The 19,521-nt window shown below is 38.4% G+C and carries 20 protein-coding genes; all 20 read right to left on the bottom strand.

The window, feature by feature from the left end; all coding sequences use genetic code 11:
- The coding region (locus I0P70_RS13345) for a 3-hydroxyacyl-CoA dehydrogenase NAD-binding domain-containing protein (RefSeq protein ID WP_196118747.1) at positions 1–131 on the bottom strand (131 nt) is incomplete at its 3' end.
- Positions 132–166: 35 nt separating this feature from the next.
- Complete coding sequence (locus I0P70_RS13340) at positions 167–1,333, bottom strand: glycosyltransferase family 4 protein (RefSeq protein ID WP_196118745.1); 1,167 nt, start codon at positions 1,331–1,333, stop codon at positions 167–169.
- Positions 1,334–1,468: 135 nt separating this feature from the next.
- A complete protein-coding gene (locus I0P70_RS13335) occupies positions 1,469–2,449 on the bottom strand; it encodes a polysaccharide deacetylase family protein (protein ID WP_196118742.1) in 981 nt (326 codons plus the stop codon).
- Positions 2,450–2,582: 133 nt separating this feature from the next.
- Complete coding sequence (locus tag I0P70_RS13330) at positions 2,583–3,701, bottom strand: hypothetical protein (RefSeq protein WP_230392176.1); 1,119 nt, start codon at positions 3,699–3,701, stop codon at positions 2,583–2,585.
- A 104-nt stretch (positions 3,702–3,805) separates the two neighbouring features.
- Positions 3,806–4,768 carry a GNAT family N-acetyltransferase gene (locus tag I0P70_RS13325; protein ID WP_196118737.1) on the bottom strand — a complete coding sequence of 321 codons (963 nt, stop codon included), beginning with the start codon at positions 4,766–4,768 and terminating at the stop codon, positions 3,806–3,808.
- Positions 4,769–4,909: 141 nt separating this feature from the next.
- Positions 4,910–6,058, bottom strand: a complete 1,149-nt coding sequence (locus I0P70_RS13320; protein WP_196118734.1) for a glycosyltransferase — start codon at positions 6,056–6,058, stop codon at positions 4,910–4,912.
- Positions 6,059–6,102: 44 nt separating this feature from the next.
- Positions 6,103–7,242: a glycosyltransferase family 4 protein gene (locus I0P70_RS13315; protein ID WP_196118731.1), complete on the bottom strand. Its 1,140-nt coding sequence runs from the start codon at positions 7,240–7,242 to the stop codon at positions 6,103–6,105.
- Complete coding sequence (locus tag I0P70_RS13310; RefSeq protein WP_196118729.1) at positions 7,217–8,377, bottom strand: glycosyltransferase; 1,161 nt, start codon at positions 8,375–8,377, stop codon at positions 7,217–7,219. Before I0P70_RS13310 ends, I0P70_RS13315 begins: the two co-directional genes overlap by 26 nt.
- 78 nt (positions 8,378–8,455) lie before the next feature.
- Entirely contained in the window at positions 8,456–9,310 is an 855-nt protein-coding gene (locus I0P70_RS13305; protein ID WP_196118727.1) for a glycosyltransferase family A protein, read from the bottom strand.
- 19 nt (positions 9,311–9,329) lie between these two features.
- The gene (locus I0P70_RS13300) at positions 9,330–10,400 is read right to left on the bottom strand and encodes an NAD-dependent epimerase (protein WP_196118724.1); all 1,071 of its coding nucleotides are present in this window, start codon (positions 10,398–10,400) and stop codon (positions 9,330–9,332) included.
- A 54-nt stretch (positions 10,401–10,454) separates the two neighbouring features.
- A complete protein-coding gene (locus I0P70_RS13295) occupies positions 10,455–11,372 on the bottom strand; it encodes a glycosyltransferase family 2 protein (protein WP_196118722.1) in 918 nt (305 codons plus the stop codon).
- A gap of 302 nt (positions 11,373–11,674) precedes the next feature.
- On the bottom strand, positions 11,675–12,511 hold the full coding sequence (locus tag I0P70_RS13290) for a glycosyltransferase (protein ID WP_196118720.1): 837 nt from the start codon (positions 12,509–12,511) through the stop codon (positions 11,675–11,677).
- Positions 12,512–12,514: 3 nt separating this feature from the next.
- Complete coding sequence (locus I0P70_RS13285) at positions 12,515–13,186, bottom strand: sialic acid O-acetyltransferase (RefSeq protein ID WP_196118718.1); 672 nt, start codon at positions 13,184–13,186, stop codon at positions 12,515–12,517.
- Complete coding sequence (locus I0P70_RS13280; protein ID WP_196118716.1) at positions 13,176–14,129, bottom strand: hypothetical protein; 954 nt, start codon at positions 14,127–14,129, stop codon at positions 13,176–13,178. The genes I0P70_RS13285 and I0P70_RS13280 overlap by 11 nt, the downstream gene beginning before the upstream one ends.
- On the bottom strand, positions 14,126–14,824 hold the full coding sequence (locus tag I0P70_RS13275; protein WP_196118714.1) for a WbqC family protein: 699 nt from the start codon (positions 14,822–14,824) through the stop codon (positions 14,126–14,128). Before I0P70_RS13275 ends, I0P70_RS13280 begins: the two co-directional genes overlap by 4 nt.
- Entirely contained in the window at positions 14,821–15,711 is an 891-nt protein-coding gene (locus tag I0P70_RS13270; RefSeq protein ID WP_196118712.1) for a CoA ester lyase, read from the bottom strand. Before I0P70_RS13270 ends, I0P70_RS13275 begins: the two co-directional genes overlap by 4 nt.
- Positions 15,712–15,716: 5 nt before the next feature.
- On the bottom strand, positions 15,717–16,172 hold the full coding sequence (locus I0P70_RS13265) for a MaoC family dehydratase (RefSeq protein ID WP_196118709.1): 456 nt from the start codon (positions 16,170–16,172) through the stop codon (positions 15,717–15,719).
- Complete coding sequence (locus I0P70_RS13260; protein ID WP_196118706.1) at positions 16,159–16,989, bottom strand: CoA ester lyase; 831 nt, start codon at positions 16,987–16,989, stop codon at positions 16,159–16,161. Before I0P70_RS13260 ends, I0P70_RS13265 begins: the two co-directional genes overlap by 14 nt.
- A 6-nt stretch (positions 16,990–16,995) precedes the next feature.
- Entirely contained in the window at positions 16,996–18,075 is a 1,080-nt protein-coding gene (locus I0P70_RS13255; RefSeq protein WP_196118703.1) for a DegT/DnrJ/EryC1/StrS aminotransferase family protein, read from the bottom strand.
- Entirely contained in the window at positions 18,072–19,514 is a 1,443-nt protein-coding gene (locus I0P70_RS13250) for a lipopolysaccharide biosynthesis protein (RefSeq protein WP_196118700.1), read from the bottom strand. Before I0P70_RS13250 ends, I0P70_RS13255 begins: the two co-directional genes overlap by 4 nt.
- Positions 19,515–19,521 lie beyond the last annotated feature (7 nt).

Below are 19,521 nucleotides of genomic sequence, written 5' to 3'. Positions count from 1 at the left end.
AGGATGCCCTGCTTGAGGTTGTCTATCTTCTTGGAGTCGATGTCGATGCAGGTCACGTCGATGCCCACCTCGGCAAAGCAGGTGCCCGTCACAAGACCCACGTAACCGGTGCCAACTACAGCTATTCTCATAGGTAAATATTATTAATGAAGTACAAACTTAGAGTTTAAGCTTTTAAAAAGCCTAATGCGTTTTGGTATTCATCTAATAAAAGCTCCCAGAAATGAGTTTGCTCATAGCGCTCCACGATCAACTTTCGCGCCTGAGCCTGCATATGGGCGAAGGCTGCTTTATCGGTGATGAAGCGTTCCATGGCTGCGTACAAAGCCTCTGTAGACTTTGGCGGTACGATCAGGCCGTTTTCGTCCTGCCTGATAATCTCATTGCAACCATTAATATCTGTCACGATAGCGGGCAGCCCAAAGCATCCTGCCTGCATAGGCACATTCGGGAAGCCCTCACGGTATGACGGAAAGGCTAGTGCTTGGCTGATCGCCAGATAAGGACGCACATCATTCTGAAAGCCTACAGATACTATGCAGCTATTCTGTTTTATCTCCTGCAGTATCTCTTCTGATATGGGATTGAGATCCTGTTCGAATGGTCCCACCAGTAGCAATTTCACCCGCGTATACTGCTTTTGCAGCTTCACAAAGGCCTGTACCAGTTCCTGTATACCTTTGTCTTTAACTAAACGACCTATAAACACGAACACAAAATCATTAGGTTCTATACCTAAGATGGCTTTCAATTCCTGCAGTTTTGATTCATTCAATTGATCCCAGCTGAAGAAAGCTGTATTGATACCGTTGCTGCTGCCGTTTCCGATCACTTTTACCTTATCCGGACCGCAAAAGCCGCTCTCCAGGATAAAGTCTTTCAGTACCGTTGAGTTGGGGTATACCTTCGTGGCGCAGGCGTAGGTGAGCTTTTCCACCGCCTCCAGTAGCAGCCGGGTTTTGCCTTGTGTTTCCATTAATGGAAGTCCTGCTACTGTGTGTAAACGAACGGGGACACCAGCCAGTTTAGCACCCAGCATACCAACGATGCCCGCCTTTGGGGTATGGGAGTGTACGATAGCGGGCCTGTACTTTTTGCAGATACGATAAAATTGCCAGAGGGCCTTCATATCCTGCACTGGAGTGATCTTGCGTGTCATCCCTATCTCCACCAAGGGTGCTTCCTGTTCTTGCACCACCAACTCTGACTCTGTCCCTGCCGCCGACACCATTATGGGCTCAAAGCCTTTGGAGCGCATGTAGGGTAACTGACCTGTAATCAGCTTCTGTAGGGAAAGCGGGACTGTGGTGATGCGGATAAGAACTGGGGGCATTGTTGGTAAATTTGTTTTCGGGTGCAAAGGTAAACAAACTTAAACTGTCATTTCGAATGCAATGAGAAATCTGGGTACTTTAAGGTTTTCACATTATCTCAGATTTCTCCTATCGTCGAAATGACAACATAGCTCTTAAGAAATTACATACTCATAAATCCCCCGCATACTCAAGCTTCGCATTCCATATTGCTGCTCTAGCTTTTTATAATGATCAATGATCACCCGCAGATCGGACATGCTGCGCTCGGGGTAGCTGCCGAAGTTGTGCGGATGCCACCAGAGGTGGTAGCACTCTTTGCGCTTGGCAGCTACGGTCATTTCTGATACAATGCGGTTGAGGCGCAGTTTGTTCAGGATATCCCTTTTCCCGTCAACAGGTCTTAAGAAGCGACTGGCAGGTATAGCCAAAGGCAAACCATCTTCCACCTGGAGGGAAGAGAGTGGGAAAGAGGTTCTTTTCCCCAATGGTAGGTAAGCATCTCCTGTTCGGAAAATCTTACTTGATAGTGTATCCTTCACTATCTGTTTCCAGAACCAATCGCTTGGGTTAGAGCGGACCGTTTTGATACCTTCTTCATAGCAAACACGCAGGTATTGCTCATTAAACTGGTTACGCGGAAACACAAGCGACTCCAGCTTCATTCCTTGGCGGGCCGCTGTACCTTGTGCCGCCTGCAGGTCCTGCCGGAACTGCTCTACTGTCTGTCCAGCCTCCTGGCAATAGTAGTGCGCGAAGGTATGGGTCGCCATTTCCTGGTAAGGCGTGCAGTCGATTTGGCGCACCAAGTCAGGCGCAAAAAAGAAATCTTTCAGACTCCCATCCCTTCCAAATTCATCCTTTAGCCGGTAAGCCGAAAGCTGATCATTATGATATGATGGCCGCAGCGCAGGTATAGCGTTGGTCCAGTCATTCCAATCTTTAGCAAAGATCATCCCCACTGTAGCCCAGGTCACCTGCACCTGTTGCTGCTCAAATAGGGTCAGCATTTCTGGGATAACCCGGCGGGTATTTGTAAAGTACTTTTTTCGCTCTGCCAAAGGTACTTTATCAAATATTCCCCAGTACAATTCAAAGTCCAGGGAGATGGTGAAGACAGGTATATCGTTGATCATAACTTATGTTAAAGGAAAGGTGACGGGTGGTTGGAACGCCCTTTTTACTCGTGCTTATGTGCCCCCTTTGAAGTCGAAGATCCCGGACTTGATTCGGGAGGGGCAGAGGGATGACAATCGTGCATTGATATCCCTAAACCGCCGGAGAAGCGTACCCCACCAACCGTTCCTGCTCCTCCAGCCTTTTCTTCTTCATCTGAAACAAAGCGATCTTCTTCTGTTTCTTGTATTCCATAAAAGAGATAATCACAAAGAACAGAAAATACATTACCATACTCTTCTGCCGCATCGCAATCCCTAAGTTCGACATCACAAAGGATAGTGCTATAGAAGAAGCAATGAAGATTACCAGGCTCATTTTTACCAAAGAGGTTGACTTCTTCAGGAATGGAATAAAATCTTTATCTATCAACTTCCAGGCTAAGATCACGTAGAGCAAGTTCTCAAAAGAAACAAATATACCAAGTGCACCGGGAGCATCAACGAACAGAGGCCGGAACCAGAAGGTAAAGAGTTTTAAAGGGAGCGGATAGCTGGTAATATCAACACCGGATCCAGCACTCTGCAATCTTCCTGCCTGTACCTGCGAGAAATCCTGGAAACTTCCTACCACATCCTCTTCATTGATATTCGCCATAGCCAGAATCTGATCTGACATGACAAAAATAGCTCCAGCAAATGCCACGTAAACTAATATTTTCTGGTAGAAAGGCACTTTTTCCCTACCGGTAAAATAACCAACAACTGCTCCTACCCCTAAAAACATGAACATATGGGGACGGACCATGTATACAGTTAGAGAGCCTAAAATTAGAGCGAAAAGGCGTTTTTGAGGAAAGCGCATGCCATAGGCAAATAGCCCTATACCCATAAATATAAGAGCTCCCTTGCCCAACGAGGCCGTCCAAAAGTGCATATTTGGCAGGAAAAGCAAGATAATTAGCAAATCATAGCCCCAGAGTTGAAGCTTAAGCTTTAAATTTTCACGAAAGAAAATATAGAAATGAACAAAGCCGATATAGCCGAACCAGGCGAATAGAAGCATAGCCATCTCATAGCTAAATCCGAAAGTATTTGTAAACGGATAAGCCACAAATTCAATAAAGCGTGTACCTGTTACTAAAAGATTAGTCCAAGCCCCAGTATACTCAGCTGATCTTGCAAAATACGTTTTGGAATCTGAATTATTAAATAGCGTGTAAGCATAGTATACCCCCCAAAACAGCAGATGATAAAAATACAGCTTGTTCATCAGCGTTACCGAAAAGAAGGAAAACTTCTTTTGATAAGACTTCAGAAGAGGCTGATTAATTAAATACAGTATAAAAATTAGTACGACAGCTCCAATCATCTGCTCTAAAACAATTCCATATCTCCAAGGGCATAGCCCCAGCTTTCCTGCTCACTTAGTTCAGCAAAAACTTTCTCTGGCAAGCTAACATTACGTAGGGTCACAATAGGTCCTTTATCCATTACTGGTAGTAGACCCATGCCAGGGTAAACACTATTTACTAATTGAAAGTGCCTGCCAGAAGCGGAAGTAAGAAAACAGGCTTTACTAATCTTTCGGAAAGAATTTGCCAGTGATTTCTTAGCATCGCTATCAAACTGTTGGTCGTCAATAAACAAATCAACCACTCGCATTTCTTGCCCAAAACTATGAGGTTTAAAGCGGAAAAATAATACGTAAGATTGATAATCAGAAAGAAAATAATAGTCGAAAAGTGGGTTATCCTGGTAGCGCCATTGAATGTAATTCGTGCTAATAAGTGTTTGTACCTGATCAGCCTTTGTTATTGGGTTCGAAAGCCTGGTAAGAAGATGTGATAATTTATTCCAGTCCTGCTCAGGTAATGCTGGTAAAGTATGCTGCTTGTAGGCAAATGGATTAACTTTCAGCTTTAAAGCCATGCGTCCCATCTCGATCCAGCCCATCTTCAGGTAACCAGGCTTACTACTTTCATTGGGCGTATTGTATACCAAATCTATACCTGCCGCTTTTGCATCCTCCAAGCCTTGTAGCGTCAGTTTCTTAAAAATGCCTTTCCCCTGAAAGTCAGGGTGCGTAGCAGTATCCACGGCACGAATAGCTTGTAGCACCTGCCCTTTGTACTGCCACTGCCAACGCAGAAAAGCTCTTACACCCACTACCTGCCCGTCAGCTTCAGCTACCAGCACTGGCGATGCGCCATGCGGATTCTTGACATGCTTCCAGTTCCACAAGCGTTCCGACTTCTGGATCATGCCTTCGCCTAATGAAGACTTCAGTAGTTCTACGATTGCTGGAATATCGGCTTCTGTACCTTTTCTTATCTGCATTGTTTCAGTCTGTTTCCCCTGGTTCCTCGAAATTATTAACTAAGGTTATTCTGTCATTTCGACCAGCGGGAGAAATCTGAAGTATTCTTACTGCTCTAAAATAATCCAGATCTATCAATTCTTTTGAGATGACAGTTTAAGTTAGGAGTGGTTGGACACGGTTTTTACTCTCTCCTCTTTCAGATACAAATATAGCTCTTCGAGCTGCTTTGTCATTTTATTTATGCTGAAATCAGTCTGCACCCGTTCGCGGGCTCCGGTTGCAAGGGCAGCTAGTTGCTCCTGGTTTTGAAGTAGCTGCACTCCGTAATCAGCCAGTTTGCTGTAGTCATCTACATCACAGAGCAGGCCGCTCATACCTTCTTCTACTACTTCACCTACACCGCCTGCCTCGGTGCTGATCACAGCGCAGCCACAGCTCATGGCTTCCAGTAGGGCGATAGGGAGTCCTTCGAATATGGAGGACATCATATAAATATCCATAGCGCTGAAGTAGGGTTTTACATCTGTTTTGAGGCCAGGCATGTGCAGGCGCTCTTCTAAACCGAGTGCTTTCCTTTTTGCCAATAGCTCTTCTTTGAGCGGACCATCACCTACAATAATAAAATGCGCCTCAGGCATTCTCTTCAGAATATCAGCTGCAATCTCCATCCATACGTCCAGGCGCTTCTGGAACCGGAACACGGAAACCGTACCTATCACAGGAGCGTTTGCCGGAATGCCTAATTCCTTCCAAACTTGCAGGCCTGCCTCTTCATCCCGCACAAAATGAGTAGTATTGACACCATTCAGTATATTAAGCAAGTAAGGTTTCTGAGCTTTGCCTCTCTTTTTAGCTTGATCTTCGACTGGCAACTGAAAATTGCGAAAAGAAGAGCTGTTTGTATTCTTGCGAATAGACTGTTGTACATCATCTGACACAGCCACCGTGGCATCCTGCCAACTAAAGCTTAGTTTGTTAAGCCAATAAGTAATTTTATTATAACGCTCCCATTTATTATGCTCAGTGTAGACGACTGGCACATCTGTTTTCTTTCCAACTAACCTCCCAATTACCCCTGCCCAAGGAAGGTGACAATGGATTACATCAATTTTGTGTTCTTGTACATAGTGGCAAATGGCATTGACCCGCTGAAACATTTGCAGGTTATTGTTGGCCTTAAAGCAGACTGGCTTGGCACCCAAAGCCTCGAGTGCAGGCACCATCTGGTCTTTCCATGGGAGAAAATACGCATAATGGAATTCAAATTGCTGCCGGTTATGCACTTTAAGCGTTTCAGGAAGAAGCATTTCTGCACCGCCTCTTCCCAGTGACTTAATTAAGTGTAATACTCTTACTTCCTCTTGCATGTTGATAGCAATTCCTCAAAAAAATCTATATACTGATACCCTACCCTCTCGATGGTAAAACTATCAATCACTTTACTCTTGGCTGCAGCCCCCATTTTTAATCGGAGGTCTTCGTCTTCTAACATCAAGTCAGCTTTGGCAGCAAGCATTTCTGCACTTTTATCAGTTATAAAGCCAGACACAGTATCCTCAAGACATTCCTTGATACCACCTACGTTTGTGCTTACAGTTGGCACTCCGAAAAAACCTGCTTCCAATACTACTCCAGGTAAACCTTCAGTATCACTTGATAGCATCAAAATATCTGAGGCAGCAATAAAATCACCTACTTTGCTTTGATATCCCCAAAATCTGACAGCGTCTGTAAGTTCTAATTTTTGAGCTAGTTGTTCACTTTCTTCTCTTAGCACTCCATCTCCTACTATCCATCCCTTTAGATTATGATGCCGAGCCTTTAATATCTTTATTGCCCCCAGAAACCGGTCAGGACGCTTCTGTGCTGTAAGGTTTCCCAGAAAAAGAACCACCCTATCATCCTCATTTATTCCCAAGCGCTTACGGATGCTCTCCTTAGAAGATACTCCCTCAAAATTTTTAGTTGATATGGCTCTTGGAATTACTCTGGATGGTTTGGAGAACTTATGCAACTGCTGTACATCCGTTAATGAAGCACGACTCACCCCAACTGCAGCAGCAATGCTTGGCATGACTAATTTTCGGTAATACAGTTGCTTATAGGCATGTGGGTTCCAAAATGTAACGCTGTCTATTATTCTGTAAACTAATGGTACTGTTATACCTTTAATTTTTTTTAACGCAGCGCCATATTTTAGCGTCCTTGAACCATTCAGCAATATTAAGTCAGGCTTCCATTCATTGATAATGGTTGCAACTCTATTTAATACAGACGGGTTAATAGTTGGGAATTTCTCAAAGAAATGGGCATCATCTCCTCCAATTACCGCATCGCCACTATTCAGTTCTAACCTGGCAGCGCCTTCTTCATTATACAAATAAACTTTCTTGACTTGATGCCCCCTGCCAATTATTTCATTACTCAAATCATGTAAAAAAACCTGAGCGCCTCTCCTTATTGGTTTAGTGTCTAGAAACAGTATTTTCATCAATTAAATTACGGTATGTGTCTAAGTATTTTTTGGTTACAGCAGATATTTCTAAATGTAAGTTGGCAAATTTAAATGCTTTCTCTACTTTTAGTTTGCTGTCCCCATGATTCTGGAGAAGAAGCTCCATTTTATCGTATAACTCCGACCAATCTCCTTTCTTGAATGTCCACCCTCTATCATCACCGACTAACTCCAGGTTAGGCTCAATGTCAGAGGCGATAATAGGAAGATTACTAAACATCGCCTCAATAATGGCTCCAGACAAACCTTCGTAGTATGTGCTTGTCACGAACGCATCAGATATATTAAGCAGAGACGGTATGTCGTTTCTGTTGCCTAATAAAATGGTATTAGCCTCTAGGTTGTTGGATGAGATATATTCCTCAATTTCTCGTCTAAATGGCCCCTCTCCAACAATCAGCAAAGAGGTGTTAGGATACTTTAGAGACAGTTGTTTAAATGCCTGTAGTAAAAGTAGATGTCCTTTACTCTCTACTAATCGACCCACACAAACAAATACAAAATGCCCCTCCAAATTATACTGTGGTGAAACTTCTTTTTTAACCTTTTCAGAGTTAACGCTTTTAATATATTTGCCGGCTTCTCTTCCTCTGTATATCGTTACTATTTTACTTTCTGATATGCCTAGACGAGAAGAGTAAGACCTTTTAACAGCGTTAGAATTGGAAATAAATAAATTTACTTTTCCTGAAGTTATCTTGTCAAGTAAAAAAGTATAATAGTGTTTTGCTCTTCTTACAGGATGCATTGAAGATAATCGCTCTTCGCCATAAGAATCGCTAACAATACTGTTTATAACCGGAAGCTTGTATTTCCTGCCGATAAAACGAGATAAAATACAAGACCGAAAAAGCGTGCCATGTATTATATCTGGCTTCTCCCTATCAACTACTTTGGATATCTCCTTGAATGCTTTTCTCCAGTTGTATTTGCCATTTATGCTGAGATGATAAATATTTATGCCTCTTTTGATAAATTCCTGAAGCAAATCATCTCGTTTATACACTCCACATACAACAACTTCTGCTCCTGGTAGATTTGATGTAATATCTAAAAGACTCCTCTCTGCCCCGCCGATCTGAAAAGAGTCAATAATATAAAGTACCTTCATTTATTTTATGGTTTTTAAAGGGGCACTAGCTTAAGTTGATAGAGCTGTCAATGATTATTTAGGTTATTTTAAATCACATTAACTCAATAAATACTTAACCAACCTCGCATAATTTTTGAAGTAGAATGGCCTATATTTTATAGCTTTGATAGTAAAACTCAAGGCATTTTCTTTATTCTTCAGCTTATAGAATGAATGAGCAACAACTGAATAAGAGTTGGATAAAAAATCTCTTTTGTGCTTTTTAAGAAAAACATAATGCTTTTCTGTAAATGCTAATGTACCCGAGCTCACCTTTTGCCAGTTTGTTCTGATCCTGGCGCCTTCATGGACATTGATCTGGATTAGGCATTCATCCAAATTGGAAATTTTGAAAGGGTTTTCCTTCCAGTACATCATTAATCTATACCCTAAATCTGTATGATGATTAGAATGTAACGCTGTATCATAGCCTTTAACTGCCTGGAAAATTTTCCTCCTTACAAACAGAGACCCAGCAGTAAACTTCACAAAGAATTCCTTAGAAAACAGTTTTAAGCTGTAAGGCCGCTCTAAAACAATACTACCATTAGGGAATTTCCTGATAGCACCAACACTAATCAATCCTGTGTCTTTTTCTACTTTCTCTGATACTGACATTAGCCATGAATCTTTGACTTCATCATCACTATCCAGAAAAGTCAGGAAATCACCTGTCGCACTTTCAGCACCTACATTTCTACTATGAGCAGCTCCAGTGTTATCCTTTTGTATAAACCTAATTCTTGCATCGCTTTGATACTCATCAACTATTGTCGGTGAATTTTCAGTAGATCCGTCGTCAACTATGATTAACTCCCAATCGGTAAAGGTTTGTCCCTTCACGCTCTCAATCATTTTTGGGAGTAAGTCAGCTCTGTTAAACGTAGGTGTTATGATTGAAAAAAGAGGCATTGAAGTAGTTTGCTAAAGGTTATGCGTTAACCTTTTTGGATGTATTAATATAAAAGGCCAGGTACCAGTCAACGAACTTCTTAACCCCATCCTTAACACTAGTTTTTGGCTTATAATCAATTGCCGACACTAGTTTCTCTGTATTGGCATGTGTTGCTAATACATCTCCTGGTTGTATTGGGAGCATATGCTTTATAGCTTTTATGCCTAATGCATCCTCAAGGGCCTCAATATAATCCATGAGTTTGATAGGGTTAGAGTTTCCAATATTAAAAACACGATAGGGAGCGCTTGAAGTATCTGTCTTTGGGGCAATACTACTCCATGTTCTATCTGCCGAAGCGGGTTTATTAATAAGCCTACTTATGCTTTCCACAACATCTTCAACGTAAGTGAAGTCTCTTAGCATATCGCCATTATTGAATACTTTTATAGGTTTACCTTCAAGAATAGCTTTTGTAAAAAGAAACATAGCCATATCCGGTCTGCCCCAAGGGCCATACACTGTGAAGAAACGAAGTGCTGTCGTAGGGAGATTGTAAAGGTGACTGTAAGAATGGGCCATCATCTCATTTGCTTTCTTAGTAGCTGCATAAAGAGAAACCGGATGCTCTGTTGACTGTTCCTCAAAGAACGGCAAGGATGAGTTAAGACCATAAACACTTGATGAACTCGCATAGATAAGTTGCTTGACTTTATTAGAGCGACATCCTTCAAGAATATTGAGAAATCCTACAAGATTACTTTCTGCATACGCATATGGATTTTCAAGAGAATAACGCACACCAGCCTGTGCAGCTAAATTAATTACAACATCAAACTTTTCGCTCTCAAACAACTGTCCAATATCGTCCTTGGCCTCTAAATTGATTTTAAAGAATTTATAGTTTCTATAAATAACACTTTGCGAACTCTCAAGATCCTTCCTTATAGAACTAATTCCAGCTTGTTTTAGCCTTTCGTACTTTAGCTGAACATCATAATAATCGTTAATGCTGTCTATGCCTATAACTTCAAATCCTAACTTAGCGAGCTTCAACGAAAGATGAAACCCAATAAATCCTGCTGCTCCTGTTACGAGTATCTTCATTTAATGCCTTCTATGTGTCCTGAAAAACAGAATAATACTTATTTATAGCTTAGGCTAATTAATTAGCTCAAGCTTTGCTAAAACTGGTGGTCTAACATTAACTTTATGCAACTTTAATCTAAATATACTGTGTGTTAAAGCTTGGAATAGGGTTTTCATAAAATATGCTCCTTCAAATGTTTTAATATAAATAAACAACTGCCTACTTATTGTTTTGATTAAATACCTCTTACCTCTATTTCCAGAAGTTATCAATATATCTAGAGCCATAATTCTTGCTAATATCCTGTTATAGAAATATTCAGCGTCTCTACTCTTATATGAAATTGAATCTTCATGTGCTCTGATTCTTACAAGAGATGAGTTTATAATAGCAATCTTAGCTGGAGAACAAAGAATAGTGAAATGGAATAACCATTCTTGAGCATTCTTAAGATTTTGGCTGAAAGGTTTTAATTTTTCACACAGATCTTTACTCCAGAGTCCTGTGCCTGTTTGCCAAGCCAACTGACCTCTGAGATACTCTTTAAGATAATTCGAATCATATATTTTTTTTCTCCAGCCATGCTTTATAATTACGCTAAAATTCTCGTTGTAGATAGAACAATTACATAACACACCATCGTATCCCTTTTCTAAAGCCATGACCTGTTTTTCTAACAAATTTTCCTCCATTAAGTCATCCGAATCGAACCACTTAATATATTTCCCCTTTGATAACGTTAGTCCATATCTCCGACAGGAATTTGCACCTTTTATGAAATGTTCAGGTCTGCTATATAGAGATATCCTTTCATCATCCTTAATAATACTCCCTATTTTATCAAGAGTTTGCCCAGTAGAGCCATCATCAATTATTAAGCATTCCCAATTTCGATAAGTTTGATTGCTAAGGCTTTTGATAGTTTCTTCTATAAGCTCAATTCTATTGTAATGCGGTATAATAACTGATACTACTATATTTGAAATCATATTTGCAATTTTTATGCACATTATCATAACATTCAAAGAATAGATAAGATACTCTTTAAATCTATTTTAGAGAGTATTATAGCTATGACATAGTGCCTGAAGGAAACATATTAATATAATCTGTTCTCTATAAAATTAAATCCCTATAAGAATTCTAATAGATACATTTTTATAATATTTATATCGCATAATTGATTCCTATTTCAGCATTTGCATTGTATCGTTTGTCTGCCTAAGGGAATCGGCGATTGAACTTATTATATTCTCTGCATCTAAATTCCCAGGATTAACTATACTAGGCATTACGCTATCGACAATCTAAAAAAGTCTACTATTCTTCCTGATTTTATCAGCCTCTTAAGATATTTATGCTTCTTTATCTTAATTTCTTTAGCAATTTCCTTCTTCTGATTAGCGTTAAAAACAGCTGACCTCAGCATTACACGTCTGCTCCTAACTGAATTAACATATTTGCCGATTTGTGAATCTCCTGAGTAAATACCACCACTATGTTTACGATAACAGGCTCCTACAAATCCGAGGTTTGCCCCACCACCATATGAAGTTAGAAGTGCAAAGAGTAGAATATCTCCGTTAAGAATTTGTTTCGTTTCTGGTGGATACTGAAGTGGTATATTTCTAAATACCACAGATAAGGGCGGAATATAAATATGGAAAATATCTTGCCAACTATATAAAATTGGAGAATTCATTCTAGTTGCACTAAATAATAAAGTGTTATTTTGATCTACAACATCAACATTATGGAAACAAAATGAAGTGTTTGGATTGGCTTCCAAGAAATCTACCTGCTTTTGTAGTTTAAAGGAATCAGTCCAAAAATCATCGCCTTCACAAATAGCAATATACTTGCCTCGAGCTGCACCAAAAGCAATCTGGGTAACAATACCGTTCCCCTTAGATTTTTGATTCTCTTTTTGGAAAATTGGTTTAATTATATGCGGAAATCTAACTTCATATTCTCTTATAATTGATTGTGTGTTATCTGTAGAGGCATCATCATGAATAACTATTTCAAAAGAAAAATCTGTTTCCTGCATCAAAAAGCCATCAAGGGTTTGCCTGATGAACTTCTCATGATTATACGTTAAAGAGACTATACTTATTAAAGGTTCCAAAGCTTATAAAGGTTTTATTTGTTTATTAAACTCTTTTGCTGGATTACCATATACTTTTTCACCATCGTTTATACTTTTGACAACATTTGAAGCCATACCTATAAAGCAATGGTTCCCAACAGTGATATAGTTATTAAATGTTGAATTAAGACCTACAAAATTTGCATTGCCAAACTCGTTGTTGCTACCAATTGCTGAATGCGCTGCAATAAAGTTATAATCACCCATTTTAGTATCGTGCCCAATTAAGCTATTGGAATGTATAGAGCAGTGATTACCAATTTTAACATTAGGATTAATGACAGCATTTGCTAGAATAGAGCACCCAAATCCAATACTTGCACTTCTCGCTACAAAGCTTGATGGATGAATGAAAGTATAAAATTTATCAGCTGGAATCCTATAGCTATTTAGGAGATCTATTCTTCCCGCCATAACGTCTGGCCGGTACAACTGGTAGATGAACTTGATATCTGAAAATCTAGAATATCCATCCTTAGCTTCATATGTTTTACAAAGTATAGGAAAGCCATTTATTTCTTTACCCAATGATTCATCATCAAAGGCAAAGCCTAAGAGTTCTACATCGGCTCCTTTTATTTGTGCATCATAAATTTGCTCGGCCACAACTATAGCTGCCCCTTTTCCTCCTATAATAATAACCTTAGTTTTCATTCCTTACAATTTTTACTATCCTTTCTAAATCAGATATATTATACCTTTGATCGATTGGCAAATGAACTATGCTTGAAGTATATCTATATTCAATACTATCCTTTCCAACCCATTTTAAAACATTTTCCCAATATCTAGCTGTATAAATTTTGTAATTTGCTAGAATATTCCTTAAAAAACTATTATTTGATAAGAAAGGGTAAGTCATGGGGACTTGACTTTCGTGCAACTCAAAATCAAGTAAGTTTATGTCTTTCAGAGATTCCTTCATAAAAAGGAAGTTATACCTTCTTCTATTAGAAATCTCTGTATAATCTAAAGATTGTAAAATCTTGCATGTTAAATTCGACATTTGAAGCATGGGTTGATTAGATAGAAAAATCTCATTTCTTGTATAGTAATAATAGCCATCTTCAGCATTATTTTCAATTCTTCTCATCAAATGCTCTAATCTTTCGAAGGAGTAGTCTATTTCAAGTTGATTATTTATTAACTTATCTGTATATAGATAAGCTCCATCTGAAACACCAAAAAATTTTCGAGGAGAATAGAACGTATGTGCTCCCTCTAAAGGAAGTGAGAAAAAAGCTTGCGCATTATCTACAATCAAATTATCAACAGTGTTTTTAAGCTTTTTAAGATACTTATCTTTTAAACCAAAGTAATTTGTATACAAAAAAGCTTCATTTTCTTTCAATAGATCAAAATTAAAGATTGGTTCAAGATTAGAGTCTACGGAGTAAAATTCGTAGTTAATAGCCATTTCCTCAATTGGCTCCAGCATTACCTCACAAGTATAAAATGGAATGTAAACCTTTGAATAGGAGTTAGCTAACAAGATATACTTAAATGCGTTCCGACCAGTATTTAATTTAATAGCATTAGCATGCAATTCTTCTCCTCTTCTCAATTCTAGTTCGAAATATCCTCCAATAGCATTCATAGTAATTCATACTGGTTCAACATAAGTTGAGTCTCTTCTTGTGAATTAAACATCAAAATATCAATTATTGATAGCCAAGGTATAAACTCATTTTTCAACTGTTTATACTCTGACAAGTGTGATTTAATAAAATGAAGCTTGATACCAGATTTCAAGAAGGCTTCTTTAGAGTAAAGTTCTGCTCCTCCTATAGGGTTAATATAGTGAGAAGCTTGTTCTTTCATACATATATCCAGCACTCTGTCCTGTGAACTAAGGTTCTGATTATTATATATCCTTGATGTTGCTACGATTTCTGTATTTATTTTAAGATAGCGCATTATTTGTTCTAAGCTATTAAAGCACAACTCAGAAATTGACTCATAATCCGACTCTATGATATCTTGTATCAACTTTAATGTTACTTCATAGTTTGGTGCCTTTTTATAGTTTTGCTCAATAGTTTTATAAAAGGAATTACTCCACCTAGTCAAGTTACCAACATTTATATCGTATATTAATTTGTTAGAACTAGCTCCAACTAACGGAACTGTAAAAAGTGACGCTTTTCCATTAACTAATATATTATTTCGATTAATCCATCCTTGTTTGATATAGGTTACATCATCATAAATAATAAATCTATTTACAGCATGTAGTAAATGGAAATATCCTATATATGGAAATAAGTAAGGTTGCATAATTGCAATCTTCATAGAATTCGCTTTCTGTTAATTAATTTACTCTTCAATAATGTTTTGCCCGCAGCCTTTATCATTGGGGGACCGATGAACTTACCCTCTTTTATGGCCACCCCTTCACCATTCTTAGATGCTTCACCTGCTAATTCGAGCATTTCGACTGCATCCGCCACTTCTTTATCTGAGGGGGAGAAGTATTTATGGACTAAAGGAATTTCTTTGGGATTTAATACTAGCATCCCTTCATATCCAAGTGTTTTTGAAAGCTTTAAGTTTCTCTCCAAATCTTCTAAATCATGCACCTTGACGTGAACAGTATCAATCGGGGTAATATTATATGCTCTTGCAGCCATTGCTATCAGTGCTCTTGGAGTAAACAAGCTAATATGCTCTCTATCATGTACTCCTTCCAAATCAGTGATAAAATCCTCAGAACCATATGCAATCGCTATTACCCGTTTCGACGCTGCACATATTTCCTGTGCATTTAATACTGCGGAAGCAGTTTCTATCAGGGGTATAATTTTAAATGTACCGATTGGGAAACCTTTTTCATACTCAATGGTTTCCAGCAATTTGCAAAAGAAATATATGTCCTCACCTCTCTTGGCTTTTGGATAGACAAACCCATTTATGCCAGGAATAGTTAATTGATATATATCACGCAGTAGTTCACCACTTTCGCGGTCATTCACCCTAGGGTAAACTATACGCTTGTCGAATATACCATCTTGTATATACTTCTGTATTGTATCTCTTGCAACTTGCTTGTTTATAACGGGCTGAACAGAATCCTCTATATCAAATAATAACACATCGGCTTCACTTTTTGCAGCACTTATAAGCAACTTTTCATTGTGCCCTGGCACAAACATCAGGCTGCGCATCAAAAATTCGCTCATGTTTCTTATCTTTTAGGTATAAGTACTTTGCGTCTAAATTTTAACACCTGCTCATGCTTTTGATTGTAAGCTGTAGTCTCAACATAAACAACACCTCTATCTTTTTTTGAGGTTGACTCGCGCTTATCCAAAACTTTTGTTTCGGCATATATTGTATCGTTTATAAATACAGGGTGTAGGTGATCTACATTTTCATAAGCTAAGTTTGCAATAGCTTTACCGCTTATATCTGGGACTGTGATTCCCACCACAATACTGAATACAAGTGTACCGACAACTAAAATTTCTCCATGTTGTCTCTGAGCAGCATAATCAGTGTTTAGATGTACAGGATGATGGTTCATCGTCAACAGACTAAAAAAATTATTATCACTTTCGAATATAGTCTTCGAGAGCGAATGTCTTATTATTTCTCCGACTTCAAAGTCTTCATAATAATTCCCGAGGTTACTTGCTTTCATTTCTTTCCATTTTCTTAATAATCGCTCTAGCTCTATTGAGGTGAGGCCGTTCGATAACTTCATCGTTTATAACGATAGGGGAGAACTCTCTGCTACCGCCTGATAACTTATATGCCTTTAGTACCTGAGTTGCCCACTCCACGTCCTTCTCAGAGTAGTAAGTATAGTTGTTAAAGAGTTCTAACTGCCAGGGGTGTATAAGAAACTTGCCGTCGAACCCTTTCTCGAATCCGTCTTTCAACTCTTCCAGAAAGATATCCTTCCTTTGCAATTCCATAGAAGCGATGTCTATAGCTTCTATACCTACTGATTTTGCCGTATACAGTAGCTTTTGCCGAGGATATTCTAAATTACTAAGAGCATGCTTTGCTCCCATCATTGACATTAAGTCATGACTCCCCAATCCTATGCTCCTAATATGAATATCGTGAGTAGCTAAGAGAAAACTTTCAATCTCGATTAGCAGACGAGGATGCTCAATTAAAACTACTAATTCAACATCAGCTTTACAGATATTAAGTACCTTCTTAAGTTCTTCCTCCGATTTTAATTTTGGTAAAACCATTTTAGAAAATCCATTTCGCATAAATAGAGACAAAAAATTGGTGTCAACTTCCTGCTCAAAGCTTTCTCTTAATGGTACTCTCAACCAATATTTCCTACTATCGGAGGCATTACAAAGGGTATTAATAATTTTTTCACGCTCGGATCCTTTTACTGCGTCCTCCAAATCTATAATAACCTCATCCACTAATTGTGCCTTAACCTTACTTACATTATTGTATAATGTTCCAGGGATGAAGAAGTATGATTTCATATCAGATTAATTATTTTGAACCCTTAGAATAATTCGTACTATCATGTGAATCTCTTCATATGTAAGAGTATGATATAATGGAAGACAAAGAACTCGTTCAACTACAGAATTACATACAGGCAACTCTGTCTCATTTACGTAGTGAAGGCTTGCCAAGGATGGGTAGAAATATCTTCTGCAATTAATGTTACTTACTGCTAGCTTCTTATAACAAAGCTGCATTAACTCAGGTGAATCAAAAACAAATGGGTAGTATGCAAAATTGTATTCTGCCTGAGAATCAAGTTGCGGTGACCGCCCTTTCACATTCTTGAGAAAGGAGTCGTAATATTCACTTAACTCTTTTCTCTTTGCAAGAATTTCTTCTATATACTTAAGGTTAACTAGTCCCATAGCAGCGTGAAACTCCGAATTTTTCCCGTTTATACCTATTTCTGCAAAGCTCTCAGGCCCATCATGCCCAAAGTTTCGCATAAAAGACATTTTTTTTAGAACTTCAGGACATTTCGAGAATACAGCTCCTCCCTCTATGGTATGAAATAGTTTAGTAGCATGAAAGCTAGTGGTACTTACATCACCATATTCAAATATTGACTTACCTTTATACTTCGTGCCGAAGCAATGTGCTGCATCATAAATGACTTTTAGATTATGCCTATCAGCAATTTCCTGAATCGCATCTACATCACAAGGGTTGCCGTACACATGAGTTGCTAGAATACCAGTTGTTTCGGGAGTAATGGCTTCTTCAATTTTTGTTGGGTCTAAATTTAGAGTGTTAGGGTCAATGTCCACAAAAACAGGCTTGCACCCCTCCCATACGATAGAACTTGTTGTGGCAACATAACTAAAAGGAGTAGTAACAATTTCCCCCCTCAGTTCTAATGCTTTTATAGCTATTTGCAAAGCAATAGTACCGTTGCTCAGATAAAGTAGATGAGGCACATTTAGATACTCCTTGAGCTTAAGCTCTAATTCATTAACTAGTGGTCCATTATTGGTTAACCACTGCCGCTCCCATATACTATCGACAAGGTTTTTGTATTCCTCTCTTGGGGGTAGAAAAGGTTTTGTAACAGGTATCATTTCTTAAAAACAAGTAATCTAAAGTCTAAAATAGCAGGCATTTTCGAAAAATAACTTATGCCTAAATAAAGTGTGAAATATATTACTCCTAGAACAATTACTCTAACCACATCAAGAGATAAAGCATGTTTCAGAATAAAATTGTCTATTGCCCAGACAACGCTACCCATAAGTAAGGCGAGCATAATTGTTGGTATTATATCTTTAAGTTGCTCATTTATCCTATAATTAATCATGCGACCACTATACCTAGTGTTTATAAAAAAACCAACAATTGAAAAAATAAGTTGAAAATATAATAGCCCATATATTCCAAACGGAATCGCACACGCTATACCTATTGTTATAATGATTTTTTTAATAATTTCTAACTTAAGAAACAAATCACTTCTTCCCTTAACTTTCAATATATTTAGGTTATAAGCATTTAAAGGGTACATGATACCAATTGCGCACAGAACCTGAAAATAAGTTACAGCCGGGAGCCACTTTTCTCCTAATAAGAAACGAAACAGAGGCTCTGCTACTATACCTAAAAAGATCATAGCTGGCGCTATCCAAAAAAGAACTTGCTGCATTAATCTTTTATAAGCTCCTTTTAGCTTTACATTATCATTTTGAATTGAGGAAAACAAAGGATAAGTAACTTTATTCAATGCTTTAGATATATTCTGAACCGGTAGCTGTTTAAGTGATTGAGCTCTCGTATAAAACCCTAACTGATCTGCTGAAAAGAACTTCCCGATGATTATGTGATATGCATTATTAAAAGTGGTTTCTAAAATTCCTGAAAGAGTAAGCTTATAGCCGAAATTGAAGTGATATCTGAATTTCTCTATATCAAATATTAAGCTCGGCTTCCAACCACTTCTTATCCAAAGTTGTACTGTGGATAGCAACGATTGAAATAGGTTCATATAGACTAAACTCCAGACACCGTAACCATTATTTGCTAACATAATACCCAAAATACCACCTCCTATAAGCGATGGTATTTGGATCGTCATCTGCAACTTGAAGTTCATTTCCTTTGTTAACTTCGTTCGCTGTACACTTGCAAATGCATTGATGATGAATGAAAGGGTGTAAACTTTAATTATATTTTCAAGAATAGATTGATTATAAAAAGCGGCAATGAAAGGAGCAGCGAAAAACAGGATAAAGTATATTACAATACTTCCAACTAGATTAATTAAGAATACGGTAGAATAATCCCTTTGATTTGGCTCCGCAGTTCTAATTAATGATGATGTCAGGCCACTATCAATTAAACTGGATCCAATGCCAATGAATATGGCTAGCATACCTATCAGACCAAAATCAGCAGGCATCAGCAATCTTGCAAGTACAATCGATACCAAAAAATTGATAAATTGAACCCCAAATTGCTGGCTGAATGTCCAAAAGAGCCCTGAAATTGTTTTTTGTTTTAAGCTCAAAATTCCT

Source organism: Pontibacter sp. FD36 (genome assembly GCF_015686655.1).
GTDB lineage: Bacteria > Bacteroidota > Bacteroidia > Cytophagales > Hymenobacteraceae > Pontibacter.
The sequence above is the reverse complement of the archived record's forward strand: the minus strand, read 5'-3'. Positions and strand labels throughout refer to the sequence as shown.